Origin of the sequence: Micromonospora craterilacus, assembly GCF_003236315.1 — a bacterium.
GTDB classification, from domain to species: domain Bacteria; phylum Actinomycetota; class Actinomycetes; order Mycobacteriales; family Micromonosporaceae; genus Micromonospora; species Micromonospora craterilacus.
This window is the reverse complement of the sequence record NZ_POTY01000058.1, coordinates 1-16,446: the sequence shown is the minus strand read 5'-3', so window position 1 is coordinate 16,446 and position 16,446 is coordinate 1. Positions and strand designations below refer to the sequence as shown.

Annotated in this window: 15 protein-coding genes and 1 pseudogene; 6 read left to right on the top strand and 10 right to left on the bottom strand. The window is 71.1% G+C overall.

What is annotated here, in order from left to right; all coding sequences use genetic code 11:
- The first annotated feature begins 20 nt into the window (after window positions 1–20).
- Window positions 21–3,284 carry a S8 family serine peptidase gene (locus C1I95_RS11860; RefSeq protein WP_111213855.1) on the top strand — a complete coding sequence of 1,088 codons (3,264 nt, stop codon included), beginning with the start codon at window positions 21–23 and terminating at the stop codon, window positions 3,282–3,284.
- A gap of 142 nt (window positions 3,285–3,426) precedes the next feature.
- Here C1I95_RS11860 and C1I95_RS11855 read toward each other — a convergent pair whose 3' ends face one another.
- Window positions 3,427–3,873: a hypothetical protein gene (locus C1I95_RS11855; protein WP_111213854.1), complete on the bottom strand. Its 447-nt coding sequence runs from the start codon at window positions 3,871–3,873 to the stop codon at window positions 3,427–3,429.
- Between the two features lie 58 nt (window positions 3,874–3,931).
- Complete coding sequence (locus tag C1I95_RS11850; RefSeq protein ID WP_111213864.1) at window positions 3,932–4,921, bottom strand: 4-hydroxy-3-methylbut-2-enyl diphosphate reductase; 990 nt, start codon at window positions 4,919–4,921, stop codon at window positions 3,932–3,934.
- A gap of 131 nt (window positions 4,922–5,052) precedes the next feature.
- On the opposite strand from C1I95_RS11850, the gene xseA reads away from it, so the two are divergent.
- Together xseA and C1I95_RS11840 are read left to right on the top strand one after the other, a co-directional pair.
- On the top strand, window positions 5,053–6,273 hold the full coding sequence (xseA, locus tag C1I95_RS11845) for an exodeoxyribonuclease VII large subunit (RefSeq protein WP_111213853.1): 1,221 nt from the start codon (window positions 5,053–5,055) through the stop codon (window positions 6,271–6,273).
- 282 nt (window positions 6,274–6,555) lie between these two features.
- Window positions 6,556–6,780 carry an exodeoxyribonuclease VII small subunit gene (locus tag C1I95_RS11840; protein WP_111213852.1) on the top strand — a complete coding sequence of 75 codons (225 nt, stop codon included), beginning with the start codon at window positions 6,556–6,558 and terminating at the stop codon, window positions 6,778–6,780.
- A gap of 148 nt (window positions 6,781–6,928) precedes the next feature.
- On the opposite strand, the gene C1I95_RS11835 is transcribed toward C1I95_RS11840, so the two are convergent.
- The 3 genes and pseudogenes from C1I95_RS11835 to C1I95_RS11825 form a co-directional block, all read right to left on the bottom strand.
- Entirely contained in the window at window positions 6,929–7,765 is an 837-nt protein-coding gene (locus C1I95_RS11835; protein ID WP_111213851.1) for a hypothetical protein, read from the bottom strand.
- A 183-nt stretch (window positions 7,766–7,948) separates the two neighbouring features.
- A complete protein-coding gene (locus C1I95_RS11830) occupies window positions 7,949–8,752 on the bottom strand; it encodes a hypothetical protein (RefSeq protein WP_158566378.1) in 804 nt (267 codons plus the stop codon).
- Window positions 8,753–8,856: 104 nt separating this feature from the next.
- A pseudogene (locus C1I95_RS11825) lies at window positions 8,857–9,523 on the bottom strand (DUF4245 domain-containing protein).
- A gap of 148 nt (window positions 9,524–9,671) precedes the next feature.
- On the opposite strand from C1I95_RS11825, the gene glpX reads away from it, so the two are divergent.
- Window positions 9,672–10,703, top strand: coding sequence for a class II fructose-bisphosphatase (gene glpX / locus C1I95_RS11820; protein WP_111213849.1), 1,032 nt, complete (start codon window positions 9,672–9,674; stop codon window positions 10,701–10,703).
- Between the two features lie 14 nt (window positions 10,704–10,717).
- Window positions 10,718–11,740 (top strand): DMT family transporter, encoded by a 1,023-nt coding sequence (locus C1I95_RS11815; RefSeq protein WP_233513599.1) that lies wholly within the window; start codon window positions 10,718–10,720, stop codon window positions 11,738–11,740.
- Here the strand turns inward: C1I95_RS11815 and C1I95_RS11810 are convergent.
- The 5 genes from C1I95_RS11810 to C1I95_RS11790 all read right to left on the bottom strand — a co-directional run bounded on the left by C1I95_RS11810 (window position 11,673) and on the right by C1I95_RS11790 (window position 15,903).
- Window positions 11,673–12,323: a rhomboid family intramembrane serine protease gene (locus C1I95_RS11810; protein WP_111213847.1), complete on the bottom strand. Its 651-nt coding sequence runs from the start codon at window positions 12,321–12,323 to the stop codon at window positions 11,673–11,675. The two genes, C1I95_RS11815 and C1I95_RS11810, sit on opposite strands and share 68 nt — an antisense overlap.
- Before the next feature lie 139 nt (window positions 12,324–12,462).
- Window positions 12,463–13,143, bottom strand: a complete 681-nt coding sequence (locus C1I95_RS11805) for an aggregation-promoting factor C-terminal-like domain-containing protein (RefSeq protein WP_111213846.1) — start codon at window positions 13,141–13,143, stop codon at window positions 12,463–12,465.
- A 292-nt stretch (window positions 13,144–13,435) separates the two neighbouring features.
- On the bottom strand, window positions 13,436–14,851 hold the full coding sequence (phoH2, locus tag C1I95_RS11800; protein WP_111213845.1) for an RNA 5'-3' helicase PhoH2: 1,416 nt from the start codon (window positions 14,849–14,851) through the stop codon (window positions 13,436–13,438).
- 343 nt (window positions 14,852–15,194) lie between these two features.
- A complete protein-coding gene (locus tag C1I95_RS11795) occupies window positions 15,195–15,530 on the bottom strand; it encodes a hypothetical protein (RefSeq protein ID WP_111213844.1) in 336 nt (111 codons plus the stop codon).
- 28 nt (window positions 15,531–15,558) lie between these two features.
- Complete coding sequence (locus tag C1I95_RS11790) at window positions 15,559–15,903, bottom strand: hypothetical protein (RefSeq protein ID WP_111213843.1); 345 nt, start codon at window positions 15,901–15,903, stop codon at window positions 15,559–15,561.
- A 264-nt stretch (window positions 15,904–16,167) separates the two neighbouring features.
- Between C1I95_RS11790 and C1I95_RS11785 the strand changes: the two genes are divergently transcribed.
- Window positions 16,168–16,446, top strand: a 279-nt coding sequence (locus C1I95_RS11785; protein WP_146605699.1) for a helix-turn-helix domain-containing protein, incomplete at its 3' end; no start/stop codon positions are given.

The following is a 16,446-nucleotide window of genomic DNA, read 5'->3' as shown; positions in this document are numbered from 1 at the left end:
TTCTCTGGAGGAAAGAGAACGTGAGTAAACCCCGGAACCTGAGCCGGCGTACCTCCGCCGCGCTCTTCGCATCGGTCATGGCGGCCAGCGCCGTGACCGTGGCGGGCGGCGCCGCCACCGCGAGCGCCGCACCTGCCGCCGACCCCGCGCAGGTCACCCCCGCCGAGGCGCTGGGCCAGCACGACGCCAAGCTGCTCGCCGAGGCGGAGGCAAAGAAGGCACCCACCGTCACGATGATCGTCGCCACCGAAAAGGGTAAGGCGAAGGACGTCGCAGAGGACCTCAAGGAACTCGGCGCCGCGGTCGCCGAGCGCTACGACACCATCGGCTACGTACTGGCCAAGGTGCCGACCGGCAAGGCGGTCAAGGCGGCCACCCTGCCCGGCGTCGCCGCGGTCGACCTGGACGAGAAGATCCAGCTGCCGGACCCGAGGCCGGAGGTCGTGCAGGGCGCCAAGAAGGCCGACAAGCAGGGCAGCACGCTCAGCGGCCCGGACGCCAAGACGCCCGCCGACAACCCGTACATGCCGACCGGCGATACCGGCGCGGTCAAGTTCGTCAAGCAGAACGCGAAGTGGGACGGCCGCGGCGTCACCATCGGCATCATGGACTCCGGTGTCGACCTGGAGCACCCGGCGCTGCAGAAGACCACCACCGGCGAGCGGAAGATCGTCGACTGGATCACCGCCACCGACCCGCTCGAGGACGCCACCTGGCGGCCGATGATCACCCAGGTGACCGGCCCGACCTTCACCGTCGCGGGCCGCACCTGGACTGCGCCGGCTGGCAACTACCGGTTCAACCTGTTCAGCGAGTCGGTGACGAACACCAGCGAGCCCGGCGGTGACGTCAACCGGGACGGCGACAACACCGACCAGTTCGGCATCCTCTTCGACCCGGCCACCAACAACATCTGGGTCGACACCGACCAGGACGGCGACTTCACCGACGAGGCCGTGATGCGGCCGTACAAGGAGAAGTACGACGTCGGCTACTTCGGCACCGACAACCCGGCGACTCCGATCAAGGAGCGGATGTCGTTCGTGGTCGAGTACCGCAAGAACGTCGACACCGCTCCGGTCGGCGGCCCGGGCCTGGTCGACTACGTCAACATCGGCATCATCGAGAGCGCGCACGGCACCCACGTCGCCGGCATCACCGCCGCCAACAGCATGTTGGGCAACAGCGCGTTCAACGGTGCCGCCCCCGGCGCCAAGCTGGTTTCCTCCCGTGCCTGCTCCTGGGGCGGCGGCTGCACGTACGCCGCGCTCACCACCGGCATGGCCGACCTGGTGATCAACCGTGGGGTCGACGTCATCAACATGTCGATCGGCGGCCTGCCGGCGCTCAACGACGGCAACAACGCCCGCACCATCCTCTACAACAACCTGATCACCACCTACGGCGTGCAGATGTTCATCTCGGCCGGCAACTCCGGCCCGGGTGTGAACACGATCGGCGACCCGTCGGTGTCGAGCAACGTGGTCAGCGTGGCGGCGAGCATCAGCAAGGACACCTGGCTGGCCAACTACGGCTCGGTGGTCAAGAAGAAGAACGCCCTGTTCAACTTCTCCTCGCGCGGGCCGCGTGAGGACGGCGGCGCCAAGCCGAACATCGCCGCTCCGGGCTCGGCCATCTCCACCACTCCGGTCTGGCAGGCCGGTGCCCCGGTCGCCGAGGCCGGCTACGCGCTCCCGCCGGGCTACGGCATGTTGAACGGCACGTCGATGGCCTCCCCGCAGGCCGCCGGTGCCGCCGCGCTGCTGCTCTCGGCCGCCAAGGCGACCCACAAGGGGATCACGCCGGAGGCACTGCGCCGGGCGATCTACACCTCGGCCAAGCCGATCGCCGACACCGCCGCGTACGCGCAGGGTTACGGCATGTTCGACGTGCCGGGCGCCTGGAAGTTGCTGAACAAGGGTGTGAGCACCCGCTCCTACACCTCCGACGCCCCGGTCTGCACGCCGCTGTCCAACCAGCTGGCCACGCCGCACCGCGGCACCGGCGTCTACAACCGTTGCGACTCGGCCAACGGTGGCCACAAGGTCAACGAGTCGAAGTCCTACCAGGTCAACCTGACCCGGACCAGCGGCCCGGCCGGCAACATCAAGCACAACGTCGGCCTGGTCGGCAACGACGGCACCTTCTCGGCGCCGAAGAACGTCACCCTGCCGCTGAACCAGACCGTCAGCATCACGGTCACCGCCAAGCCGAAGACGGCGGGCGCGCACGGCACGATCGTCACCATCGACGACCCGGCCACCAACACGATCGACTTCGAGGTCTCCGCCGTGGTGGTGGCCTCCAACGACGTCGTGAAGCCCAACTTCGCCTACTCGGCGCAGGGCTCAGTGGACCGCAACGGCACCACGTCGTACTTCGTGACGGTTCCGCCGGGCGCTGGTGCGTTGCAGGTGAACCTCTCCGGCATCGCCACCGGGTCGCACACCCGCTTCATCGCGATCAACCCGTACGGCGTCCCGGTGGAGAGCACCTCCAGCCTGGCCTGCTACACCAACTTCGTCAGCACGGTCGTCTGCAACGCGTTCGCGCGGGCATACCAGAACCCGATCCCGGGTGTCTGGGAGATCGAGGTGGAGTCGCGGCGTACCTCGCCGGCGCTGAACAACCCGTACCAGATCCAGGCGCGGGTGCAGGGTGTGACGGTCGAGCCGGCCGTGGTCGAGCTGCCGGCGGTCACCGCCGGTGTCGCGACCCCGGTGACCTGGTCGCTGAAGAACACCTACGGCCCGGTCACGGTGACCGGCCAGGGCGGCCCGCTGTCCAGCGTGCACGCCGAGCGGCCGACCATCGTCGAGCTGGCCCAGCAGTTGTACACCGTCGTGGTGCCGGCGGGGGCGACCAACTTCACCGCCCGCATCGGCAACCCGTCGAACGCCGGCGCCGATCTCGACCTGTTCGTCTACCGGAACGGCAGCCTGTTGACCTACTCCGCCAGCGGCAGCTCGGAGGAGTCGGTGACCATCAACAACCCGGCGGCGGGCACCTACACGATCCTGGTGGACGCGTACTCGGTGGACGGTGCCGGTGGCAGCACCGCGTACGACTACCGGGACTCGTTCTCGTCCCCGGCGCTGGGCACGCTCGCGGCCTCGAGCAGCACGGTCGCCCTGGCGCACGAGGGCACCGGCACCATCTCGGGTACGGTGACCGCCCAGTCCGCCCCGTCCGCGGGTCGGGCGCTCTCCGGTGAGCTCGCCGTGGTGACCACGGAAGGCGCGGTCGTCGGCCGCGGCTCGGTCACCATCGGCGCGGTGAACTGACCACCACCACCCAAAAGGGAGCCCGTCTCCGGACCTCCGGAGACGGGCTCCCGTCTGTCTGTGAGCGCTCGGTCGTGACCGCTTGTGGCCCCGCCCCTCGTCCGCCCACCTATCAACGCTCGCCGGCCAGCGGCCAGCGGGGTCAGGAACGGCGGGCGGAAGACACCTTGAACGGCGTGCCCTGCTGACAGGTGGTGAGCACGTCCGGCGTGGGCTGGCCGGTCACCGTCACGGACGCGCCCGCGGCCAGCACGTCGCGGTCGCCGCCGAGCAGCAGGTAACCGTCGAGCAGCAGGCAGCCGGGCTCGACCCCGGACTCGATCCGACCGGTCAGGGTCATCTCGGCGGTCGCCGTCGGCTTCGGCAGGCCGCGGGTCTTGTCGGTCCGCGGGGTGACCGGAGCCGTGGGGTCCAGCGGGTCGGAGGGCGAGGGCACGGCGCCGGTCGGATCCGGGGTCGGCAGCTCGGTCACGGGTGACACTCCCGTCGGGGTCGGTGCGGCGATGCCGTCCCCCGCGTCCTGGCCGCCGCAGGCGACGAGCGCCGTGCAGACGATCAGCGCGGTGGCGGCGATCCGAAGGGTCCTCATACCCAAGTTTGACGCAGTAGGCCGGTCAACCGTTCCATCGGCGGGGGGCGGCGGTCTTTCAGCCCCGGGCCGCCGCGGCGGCCTTCATGTCACGCTTGAGCTCCTGCGGCAGCGAGAAGGTGAGCCGCTCGTTTGCGGTCACCACCTCCTCCACGTCGGTGAAGCCGCGCTCGGCGAGATGCGTCAGCACCTCCTGGACCAGCTCATCCGGGACGCTCGCCCCGGAGGTCAGGCCCACCGTGCGCGCCTCGGCCAGCCAGGCGTCGTCGATCTCGTCGGCGAAGTCGACCAGGTGCCCGGCGCGGGCCCCGGCGTCCAGGGCCACCTCGACCAGCCGTACCGAGTTGGAGGAGTTGCGCGACCCGACGACGATCACCACGTCGCACTCCGCCGCGATCTCCTTGACCACGTGCTGGCGGTTGCTGGTGGCGTAGCAGATGTCGTCGCTGGGCGGCGACTGGAGCATCGGCAGCCGCTTCTTGAGCCGGGCCACCGTCTCCATGGTCTCGTCCACCGACAGCGTGGTCTGCGACAGCCAGACGACCTTGTTCGGATCCCGCACGGTGATCCGGTCGGCGTCCGCCGGGCCGTCCACCAGCTGGATGTGCTCCGGGGCCTCGCCGGCGGTGCCGATGACCTCCTCGTGGCCCTCGTGACCGATGAGCAGAATGTCGTAGTCCTCGGCGGCGAACCGCTTCGCCTCCTGATGCACCTTGGTCACCAGCGGGCAGGTCGCGTCGATCGCCTTCAGCGACCGCTCCTTCGCCTGCTCGTAGACCTCGGGCGCCACCCCGTGCGCGGAGAAGATCACGGTGGCCCCCTCGGGCACCTCCTCGTTCTCCTCCACGAAGATCGCGCCCTGGGCCTCCAGCGTCCGCACCACGTGCTTGTTGTGCACGATCTGCTTGCGGACGTAGATCGGGGCACCGTAGAGCTTGAGCGCCTCCTCGACGGTCTGCACCGCCCGGTCGACGCCCGCACAGTAACCGCGGGGCTTGGCCAGGAGCACGCGCTTGCCGGTCCGGGAAGTCGTCTCAGCCTCAGTCACCCGTTCATCGTACGTGCCACCGCCGTGGGTGGCAGCGGCTGCGACCCGTACCACACGCGGGGCACGCGAGGACGCGCGCCATGGTCATCCAGAAGACCCGCACCGGGGCGGTCGGGCCGTAGGGTGGGCGGATGAGCACGGGTGGGACGGCGGCGAGCAGCTCGGAGGAGCCCTGGCCGGTGCGGGTGGTCAGCCAGAAGATCGGTGCCTGGGTCGCGCGGCTGGGTTGGGTGTGGGTCGACGGGCAGGTGGCGCAGATCAGCCGCCGACCCGGTGCCAGCACCGTCTTCCTGACCCTGCGTGACCCGTCGGCCGACCTGAGTCTCACCGTCACCACCAACCGCGACGTGCTCGATTCCGGCGCTCCCGAGCTGCGCGAGGGCGCCCGCGTCGTGCTGCACGCCAAGCCGGAGTTCTACGCCGCCCGAGGCACCCTCAGCCTGCGCGCCGACGAGATTCGTCAGGTCGGCCTCGGTGAGCTGCTGGCCCGGCTGGAGAAACTCAAGAAACTGCTCGCCGCCGAGGGGTTGTTCGACCGGGCCCGCAAGCGTCGGCCGCCGTTCCTGCCGCAGCGGATCGGGCTGATCACCGGCCGGGCCAGCGCCGCCGAGCGGGACGTGCTGACCAACGCGCGCCGCCGCTGGCCGGCGGTGGAGTTCCGGACGGTGAACGTCGCCGTCCAGGGCACCGGTGCGGTGCAACAGATCGTGGACGCGCTCAAGGTGCTGGACGCCGACCCGAGCGTCGACGTGATCATCCTGGCCCGTGGCGGGGGCGGCATCGAGGACCTGCTCCCGTTCTCCGACGAGGCGTTGTGCCGGGCCGTCTTCGCCTGCCGTACGCCGGTGGTCAGCGCGATCGGCCACGAGACGGACGCGCCGCTGGTCGACTACGTGGCCGACGTGCGCGCGTCGACGCCGACCGACGCGGCCAAACGGGTGGTGCCCGACCTGGCCGAGGAGGTGCGCCTGATCAACCAGGCCCGGCACCGGCTGCATCGGGCGGTACGCAACCTCGTCGACCGCGAGACGCACCGCATCGACGCGCTGCGTTCGCGGCCGGTGCTGGCCCGACCGCAGGTGATGGTGGAGCAGCGGGCCAGCGAGCTGGCCGCCCTGCGGCAGCGCTCCGGGCGCTGCCTGGAACACCGCCTCGCCACCGCCGACGACGACCTGCGGCACACCCTGGCCCGGTTGCGCGCGCTGTCACCGGCGGCCACCCTCGACCGCGGGTACGCCATCGTGCAGCGCGCCGACGGCCACGTCGTCCGGGCGGCCACCCAGGTCGCCCCCGGCGACCCGCTGCGGGTACGCCTCGCCGACGGGGAACTGTCCGCCACCGTCGACGCCTGACGCCACCCCGACAGGCTCTCCGCCGCCGTCGACACGCCACCCCGCCGCGTTCGGACCGGTGCAGCTCCCCCTGCGACGCTCTTGCTTCCCCGCCGGCCCACGCGTGTTGCCGCGTAACGCGCATGGTCACGCTCGATCCGGGTTCGAGTGGCCTTCTGTCGGCGACGAGGCCACTCGAACCCGGATCGAGCAGGGCCTCACCGAGCCCGGTCAACGCGAGACGGCGCACGGTGGGAGGTGCGGTGCCCGCGGGTGTCGGCGGGTTGTGCTGAGATTGGTCCGATGACTGACGAGAAAACGAGCGGGCCGGACGAACGGCTCAGCTACGAACAGGCCCGCGCCGAACTCGCGTCGGTGGTGGAGCGGCTGGAGGCCGGCGGCACGTCGCTGGAGGAGTCCCTGGCGCTCTGGGAGCGCGGCGAGGCGCTGGCGGTGATCTGCCAGCGCTGGCTCGACGGTGCCCGCGCCCGCATCGACGCCGCACGGCAGGACCCGGCCGCCGGCTGAGCCGGGCAGGCCCACGCGAACGGGGCGCCCTCGGCGACGGGAAGCGGGTGCGGCCCGGCGTACGGCGAACTTGTGCGCGCCGAAGCGGCGCGGCGGTAGCCAGGACGACGCGGCGGGAGCCGGTAGCCCCCGCCGCGTTCCGTCGTCCTCAGTCGAACAGGTTGTACAGCTCCGGTGGCGCCTCCACGACCTGGTCGGACGGGGGCTTCTGGGCTGCGCTCGCGTTGCCATAGTCGCTGTACGTCACCCGGATCTCCGGCGCGGTGGCCCCGCCGGTGCCGGGGATCCGGAGGACCAGCTCGGTGAGCCGCCCCTGCCCGTCCAGCGTCGCGGTGAAGGGCACCGAGTTGGCCTGCGCGCCGAGCGCGGTGATCAAGCCCGGGTCGATCGATCCGGCGTCGGCGGCCTTCGACACGTCGATGGTGCCGGCGTACGTGCCGTCGCCGGTCCGCCGTACCTCGGTGACGGCCTGGGTGAGCACCTCGCTGCCGGCCGGGTCGACCTGGTCGAAGTCGAAGCCGAGGTTGCGGTTGCCCTGGATCCGACTCTGGTCGAGGTGCTGGTACTTGCCGAGGTTGAACTTGTCCCGCCCGGGGACGCTGGACGCCGCCGCGCCGCTGAGGTCCAGCTTGACCCAGCTGTCCGGCTTGGCGTGGACCAGGTCGAGGGCCATCGCCAGGTCGTCGGTCGGCTCGCCGATGCGCACCCGCATCTCCGCGCTCTGGCTCGGTTCGTGCACCTGCCCCTCGGCGGTCGAACCGGCGCCGGACATGCGGAACCGGAAGTTGCCGTTGCTGAGTTCCCGGGTCGAGTTCAGCAGCGCCTGCTTGGCGTCCGAATCGGCCTCTACGGACGCACCGGAGGCGGTGGCGGACGGCGTTGAAGTAGGCCCGGCCGTGCCGCCGCCGGTGGTGGTGCAGGCGGCGACTCCGGGCGTGAGCAGCGCGGCGGCCACGAGGCCGGCGCTCAGTCGTCGAACAGTCATCGGTGTCTCCCAGCAGGGTCACCCGACGCATTTCGCGCGCCGGAGGCTCATCCCTCCTGTTCCCCGCCGCCCGGCCGCGCAATCACCCGAACCTCACGGACGGCGCGGCGGACATCGGACGCAGAACGGGGGCGAGCCGAGCCCGCCCCCGTTGCGCGTACCGCCGGATGTCGTCGATCCGGACTAGCCCTTGAACATCTCGTAGGTCTGCTCGCCCGCCTCGACGACCTGGTCCGCCGGCGGCTTCTGCACCGCGGTGGCGGAGCCGTAGTCGGCGTAGGTCACCTTGATGTCCTGCGCCTTGGTCTCCCCGGCGGCGGGGATGGACATGACCAGCTCGGTCAGCCGGCCCTGGGCGTCGAGCTTCGCGGTGAACGGAATCGCCTTGGCCTTCTCGCCCAACTCCTTGAGCATGGCCTCGTCGGTGGCGACCGAGTCCGTCACCGCGGAGAGGTCGACCGTGCCGCTGTAGGCGCCCTCGCCGGTCTTCTCCACCTCGGCGATGCCCTTGAACATCGCCGAGGCGTCGGCCGGGTCGGTGCCGGACTTGAACGGGTTCAGGCCCTTGGCGTCGCCCGCCTTGGCGGCGTCGAGGTGCTGGTACTTGTCCTTGAACGCGTCCGCGCCCGGCATCCCGGCGAGCAGGTCGCCCAGGTCCATCTTCACCCAGGTGTCGGGCGTGATGTGGATGAGGTCGAATTCCATGGTGAACTCGTCGTTACCCATCGACATCTTCATCTGCGCGCTGTCGCTGGGCTTGTGGACCACGCCGTTGCCGGTCATCGAGTCGGCGGTGATGGTGAAGGTGAAGTTCCCCTCGGCCAGCCCCTTGGTGGAGGCGAGCAGCGCCTCCTTCGGGTCCGCCGGGACGTCCTGCGCGGACGACGACCCGGAGGACGAGTCGGCAGTGCCGGAGTTGCAGGCGGCCACGCCAGGAACAAGCAGCGTGGCGGCGATGACGCCCACGCTCCACCGTCGAATGTTCACAGACTGTCTCTCTTCCCAACAGGGATAGCCCACCGGATCGAGCCGGCCGGGCACCGAACCCGGGGAGCGTAACGGATGAGACCGACATCCGGGGGACAGTTACCTCAGTCCACGGCGGTGGCCATCGCCCGCAACTCGTTGTCCCGGGCGTCCCCGACCACGATCACCGTACGGTCCGGTTGGAGCAGCACCAGCGCCTGCTCGTTTGCCCCGGGCGGTGTACCGCTGCCAGGTGCTGGCCCCGAGATCGGTCTGCCCCTGCGGCTGCCCCTCGTTGGTCAACTCGGCGGGCAGCAGCCGCTCCGGCGGGACGTTGCTCTGCACCAGTTGCAGACCTCGGCCCTCCGGCGTGACATAGCCCACCCGCAGGATCGCGCCGTCGTCGGTCGTTCGATAGTTGGCCCGCACGGTCCGCCATCCGTCGCCCAGCCCGGTCGGCTCGCTCACCGGGAACACGGCGGCCGACCGCGCCTGGTCGAACGCCGGCGCCGGGTCGACCGTGTTCGGCTCGTCCCCGCCGAGGAACCCCCGGTAGAGGGCGAACACCAGGGCGATCGGGATCAACAACACCAGCAGCGAGATCGCCATGTCCTTCGGCGACCGGTCGGACCTGGCGGCGGCGGGCGCGGCCGGCGGCGGCTCCCCAGCGGTCCGCGCCGGGTCCGGCTGCCGCTGGGGTACGCCCGGCCCGCCCGCCCGGTCGCCGGTCGGCTGGTCGCCGGTCGACGGCTGGTCGGCGGGTACGCGGTCGGCAGGCTGTGCGGGTTCCACCCCGCCATTCTCGCAGCCGCCCGACCGGCGGTATCCGGCCCATCACCGCCCCGCTCCGGTCACGGGTCCGCCATCGTGTGAGGATCAGGAACAAAGCCGGCAGCGCCGGCCCGGTCAACCCCGCACCGCCGCGAGGAGGAGCCGTTCGATGACGACCACCAGGACGCGAACCCCACAGAATCTCGACCGAAATATCGCCCTCGACCTGGTTCGGGTCACCGAGGCGGCGGCGATGGCCGCCGGCCGGTGGGTCGGCCGAGGCGACAAGGAGGGCGGCGACGGTGCCGCCGTCGACGCGATGCGCAAGCTGATCAACTCGATTCCCATGCGGGGCGTCGTGGTGATCGGCGAAGGCGAGAAGGACAACGCCCCGATGCTCTTCAACGGTGAAGAGGTCGGTGACGGCACCGGTCCGGAGGTGGACGTCGCGGTCGACCCGATCGACGGCACCACGCTGATGAGCAAGGGGATGCCGAACGCGCTGGCGGTGCTGGCGGTCGCCGAGCGGGGGGCGATGTTCGACCCGAGCGCCGTCTTCTACATGGAGAAGCTCGCCGTCGGCCCGGCCTACGCGGACGTGGTGGACATCAACGCCGGGGTCGCCGACAACCTGCGGCGGATCGCCAAGGTCAAGGGCTCCAGCGTGTCCGAGGTCACGGTCTGCGTGCTCGACCGGTCCCGGCACGACGACCTGGTCGACCAGATCCGCCGTACCGGGGCGGGAATCCGCTTCATCTCCGACGGCGACATCGCCGGTGCCATCGCCGCCGCACGCGGCGAGACCGACGTCGACGTGCTGATGGGCATCGGCGGCACCCCGGAGGGGATCACCGCCGCCTGTGCCCTCAAGTGCATGGGCGGGATGATGCAGGCCAAGCTCTGGCCGCGGGACGCCGCCGAGCGGGAGAAGGCGATCGCCGCCGGGCACGACCTGGACCGGGTGCTCACCACCGACGACCTGGTCACCGGCGACAACTGCTTCTTCGTGGCCACCGGCGTCACCTCCGGCGATTTGCTGCGCGGTGTGCGGTACCGGGCCGGCGGGGCGTACACCCAGTCGATCGTGATGCGCTCGAAGAGCGGCACCATCCGGGTGATCGACTCGTACCACCGGTTGGAGAAGCTGGCGCTCTACTCGGCGGTGGACTTCGACGGCCGGCCGCTGGACGAGCAGGCGTAGGCGATGGCGTGAGCGTGGCCGGAGCGGCGACCCGGCCGGCACTGTCGGCCGGCCGCCGGGCCGGCGCGTTGGGACTGGCGACCGTCGCCGGGGTCGCCGTGGCCGTCCAGTCCCGGATCAACGGCGAACTCGGCGGACGGCTGGGTGACGGCATCGCCGCCGCGGTCGTCTCGTTCGGGCTGGGCCTGCTGGTGCTGTTGGTGTTGGTGCCGGCGACCCGGGGCGGGCGGCGGGGCCTGGCCGCCCTGCGCGGTGCCCTCGCCGACGGCACGTTGCGGCCCTGGCAGTGTCTCGGCGGCGTGTGCGGGGCGTTCCTGGTGTTCACCCAGGGCGCGACCGTCGGCGCGCTGGGTGTGGCCGCGTTCACCGTGGCGGTGGTCGCCGGTCAGTCCGGCAGCAGCCTGCTGGTCGACCGGGCGGGAGTCGGCCCGAGCGGCCGGCAACCGGTGACCGTGGCCCGGCTGGCCGGAGCGGTCCTGACGGTGGCGGCGGTGCTGCTGGCCGTCAGCGGCCGGTTCGGCGAGCCGACCGCCCTGGTGCTGGCCGTGCTGCCCCTGCTGGCGGGTGTCGGGGTGGCCTGGCAGCAGGCGGTCAACGGCTGGGTCCGGGTGTCCACGGCCAGCACCCTGACCGCCACGCTGGTCAACTTCGCCGTCGGTACGGCGGCGCTGCTTGTCGCGTTCGCCGTCGACCTCGCCCTGCGGGGTCGACCACCGGGGAGCCTGCCCGCCGAACCCTGGCTCTACCTGGGTGGACCGATCGGCGTGACGTTCATCGCGGTGGCCGCGGCGGTGGTCCGCTTCACGGGCGTGCTGCTGCTCGGCCTGGCCACCATCGCCGGTCAGGTCACCGGCGCGGTGCTGCTGGACCTGCTACTTCCCACGACGGCCGCACGCCCCGGCGCGACCACCCTGCTCGGGGCCGGCCTCACCCTCGTCGCCGTGGCGGTCGCCGCTCTCGGTGGTCGGTTCAGGGCATGGTCATCGGCGACTCGGAGCGGTACCCGTCGAGGTCCGGCCGTCGACGGCGGAAGATGATCGCGGCCACGATGCCGCCGAGCAGCCCGAACAGGTGCCCCTGCCAGGAGATCCGTTCGTCGGTGGGCAGGACGCCCACCAGTTGGCCGCCGTAGAGGAGGCCGACCAGCAGGAAAACGGCGAAGTTCCACCAGCTTCGCTCGAAGATGCCGCGGGTCAGCAGGATGCCGAGGTAGCCGAAGATGACCCCGCTCGCCCCGACGACGATCGTGTTGGGCGACCCGGTGAACCACACACCGAGCCCGCTGACCAGCACGATCACCAGGGTGGACCAGAGGAACCGCCGGGCACCGGCGGCCAGCACGAAGGTGCCGAGGAGGATCAGCGGAATGCTGTTGCTGTAGAGGTGGTCGAAGCCGTGGTGCAGGAACGGCGAGAAGAAGACACCGTCGAGCCCTTCGATGCGCTTCGGGATGATGCCGGCGGCGGAGTCGAACCCGGCGCCGAGCCACTGGTCGAGCCCCTCGATCAGGAAGAGGATCGGCACCACCGCGCACATGGCCACGAAGGCCCGGCCGAGCGCCGCGTAGAAGGCCTCGGTGCCGAACCGGTGGGGGTCGCCACTTCCGGGGTGCAACGTCACCTGTCAACAGCTATCAGTAAACGCCGGCAGCCGCCACTTTTCGCCCGCTGACACCGGTCCGCCGACCGTCCGGGGCATTCAGGGGCCGACAACGACGGTGGGGGCGCGGTCGCCCACGCCCCCACCGTCGTCAGTCAGGTCAGTAGTAGCCCTTGTTCTGGGACTGCGCCCAGGCACCACACGGGTTGCTGTACCGGCCCTTGATGTAGCCGAGCCCCCACTTGATCTGGGTGACCGGGTTGGTCTCCCAGTCGTCGGCGACCGAGGACATCTTGTTGCCCGGGTACGCCTGTGGGATGCCGTACGCCCCGGAGGACCGGTTGCGTGCCTTGTGGTTCCAGCCGCTCTCCTTGGTCCAGAGCCGGTCGAGGCAGGGGAACTGGTCGATCTTGAAACCTGCGTCGATCATGAGCGCGCAGCCGACCTTCCGGTTGCCGCTGTACTCCTCGCACGAGGCGGGGATCGGGCCGTCGTACGGCTTCGCGGCCCGAGCGGCGGCCTCCGCGGCCTCCTTGGCCGCCTTCTCCTCCGCGGCCTTCTTGCGCGCCGCCTCCTCGGCCTTGCGGGCCTTCTCGGCGGCGGCCCGGGCCCGCTTCCTGGTCTCGGCGGCCTGCTGCCGGACGGCCCGTACCTGGCGGGAGACCTGCTGCTCCTGCCGGTATTCGACATCGATCTCGGTGACACTGCCGGCCACCTGCGCGTCGGGCCCCCGGTGCTGAGACTGGCGGTCCTCGCCCAGATAGAAACCGCCGGCAACGCCCACGGAGAGCAGGGCGACAGCGACGGTGCGGGCGGCGAACCGGCTCCACAGCCGACTCACGAAGTGATCCCTTCGTCGGGGTCAGGGACGCGGCGTGGCCGCGACCGCACTGGGCCGAAGCGCGCCGCGAGCGCCCGCGACCGGCGGACCGATCGCCGTAGACGCACCGCGTCCGCCTCCCCGGCGAATCGTCCGAACCCCTCGCGGGATGACGAACGATCACCAACGATGCGTCGGGTGCGTGGGCGCCCGTCGGACACCATCGCGCACAGTGAGGCTGATGGGAAACCATCAGCCTCAATTGTGACGTGGGTCACTCAAAAAATGCGTTTCAACACGCCCTAAACGGTCATCAGTGCGGGATGTCCTCCAGCAGGTCCGTCACCATCGCGGCGATCGGAGAACGCTCCGAACGGCTGAGCGTGACGTGCGCGAAGAGTTGATGCCCCTTGAGCGCCTCGATCACGGCGGTGACCCCGTCGTGCCGACCGACCCGGAGGTTGTCCCGCTGGGCGACATCGTGGGTGAGTACCACCCGTGAGCCCTGGCCGATCCGGGACAGCACGGTCAGCAGCACCCCGCGCTCCAGCGACTGCGCCTCGTCGACGATAACGAAGGCGTCGTGCAGGCTGCGGCCACGGATGTGGGTCAGCGGCAGCACCTCGAGCAGGCCGCGCGAGGTGACCTCCTCCAGCACGTGTTCGTGCACCACCGAGCCGAGCGTGTCGAAGACCGCCTGCGCCCAGGGCGACATCTTCTCCGACTCCGAGCCCGGCAGGTAGCCCAGCTCCTGGCCGCCGACGGCGTACAGCGGGCGGAAGACGATCACCTTCTTGTGCCGGCGACGCTCCATCACCGCCTCCAGCCCGGCACAGAGCGCGAGGGCGGACTTTCCGGTGCCCGCCCGGCCGCCGAGCGAGACGATGCCGATCGACTCGTCGAGCAGCAGATCGAGGGCGATCCGCTGCTCGGCGGAGCGGCCGTGCACGCCGAACGCCTCACGGTCGCCGCGGACCAGCCGGACGGTCTTGTCCGGCAGCACCCGGCCGAGCGCCGAGCCCCGGGCCGAGTGCAACACCAGACCGGTGTGACAGGGCAGGCCGGCCGCCGCGTCGACATCGATGGTCTCGCCGCCGTAGAGCCGGGCGATGTCGTCCTCACCCAGCTCCAGCTCGGCCATTCCGGTCCAGGTCGGGTCGCTCGCCTGCCCGTGCCGGTACTCGTCCGCGCGCAGGCCGACCGAGGCGGCCTTGACCCGCAATGGCATGTCCTTGCTGACCAGCGTCACCTCCCGCCCCTCGGCGGCGAGGTTCAGCGCGACGGAGAGGATCCGGGCGTCGTTCGACTCGTTGCGGAACCCGGGCGGCAGCACCCCGTCGTCGGTGTGGTTGAGCTCGACGCGCAGCGTGCCGCCGACGTCGTTGGCGGGTACCGGCCGGTCCAGCCGGCCGTGGCGCACCCGCAGCTCGTCCAGCATGCGCAGGGACTGCCGGGCGAACCAGCCCAGCTCGGGGTGATGTCGCTTGCCCTCCAGCTCGGAGATCACCACCAGGGGGAGTACCACCTCGTGCTCGGCGAAGCGGTGGAACGCCGCCGGGTCGCTGAGCAGGACGGAGGTGTCCAGGACGAAGGATTGGCCCGCTGGTCGGGGCTCCCTGGTGTCCGCCGACCCGGCCGCCGCGGTGCGGCGGCTACGGGTGGTGCGGCGAGTCGTGGCGGTCGAGGCCGAGCCCTGGTCGGCACCGGCGGTCGTACGGCGAGTCGTCACAGGCCTGCTCCGGCGGATGGGCACCCGGCCACCCGCGGTCCGCCTCCTCCGGTGCCCGGCGGACACGGGGTCGGATGCGGGCCCCGTGGCGAGGTCGCAGGCCGGGCGGGCCGGCTGGCCCGGGACAGTCCCGAGCCATGACTAGACGCTAGCTCCCCGCAACCCTTCCGGCTAGAGGACGTTCGTTAACGCCCGATGGCAGGTGAACCGGCCGGGATGCATGCCCCCTGCGCGCATCCCGGCCGGTGGAACCACCGTCACCGGTCTGACGTGGCCCCGGCGGCACCCGCCCAAAGGACGGCGCGCCGCGCCTGTGGACGGGCCAGGGGCCCGTCGACCGGTCTCAACCGGTCCGTCGGACGAGGGTGCCGGTCGGGTGCCGCCCGGTGACCGAGGCGGCCGGCTCCGCGAACGAGGATCCGGTGTACGTGGTGCCCGGGCGGACCACCGTGGCGGACACCCGGGTGGTGGTGGGCGCGGTGACCGCGAGGGCGGAGGCGATCGCGGCCTGGGCGTCCCGGCGACGCCGGTTCCATGCCCCCCGGTCGCCGTCGAAGTAGCCCTGCCGGTAGCCGAAGCGGTAACCGATGCGGTAGCTGAGCTGCCCGTGCAGCCGCCCGGCGGCGTAGCTCGTGGCGGCCAGCACGAGGACGAGGAAGATGGCGAGGAAGGGGCTCATCCGGCGGCTCCCTCTTCCCACGCGCCGCTCATCGCTCCTCCGGTTCGACGGTGGTGGGATCGGCGACCAGGAGCCGGTCGAGGTCGTCGGTGCCGATCTCCTCCACCAGCTCGACACTGATCCGGCAGCCGTCCACCACCACCTCGGCCACCGACGACCGGCGGATCTCCCCACCGGCGTCGTAGACCCGGACGCTGAGTTCCGGGCAGCCGAGGTGGGTACGCCAGGCGTTCCACTCGGCCCGGTCGCCGACACTCAGCGACAGGTAGCGACAGCCCCGGGCAAGGTAGAGGCGCCACGGCGCGGTCAACCCGGCGGCGACTCCCTCCGCAATCAGGCCGAAGGCCTGGGCGCGGGTTGCGAGTTCGGTCACCGCACCCCCCTCGCACCGGGCGCGTGACGCAGGTGAGCACTGATCGTCTCATGCACGTGACACACCGTAGGTTGTCCCATGGGCGTGACAGTATCAGCTTTTCGTTTGTTTGCCTCCGCACCTACGTACATCTATCCTGCCCAGGTGACACCCCTCAGGAACAGTGCTGGCCCCCTTGCCGGCCGATCCGCTTCAACGTCACGCAAGCGTGACAAGCGCGTGCCAGGAACCTCTCCCCAGGCCCAACGGCCGTACGGTCACGAGGTGACCGAGACGGCCAACGCAAGGAAGATCGCCTTCGCCACCTTTGTCCGGCGGGCGCTCGAGGAGGCCCGCGCCACCCGGGCGTGGACCGGCACCGAGGTCTCCCGACGCACCGGCGTCTCGCGACAGACCATCAACCGGTGGGTACGCGGCGACTGGGCCAGCGACCCGGAGGCCGAACGGGTGGTGGCGTTCTGCGAGGGCCTGGGGCTCGACCCGGCCGCCGCCTTCGCGGCCCTGGGCTGGGACCGGACCGCCTCCCGCCGGGCCGCCCCGCCC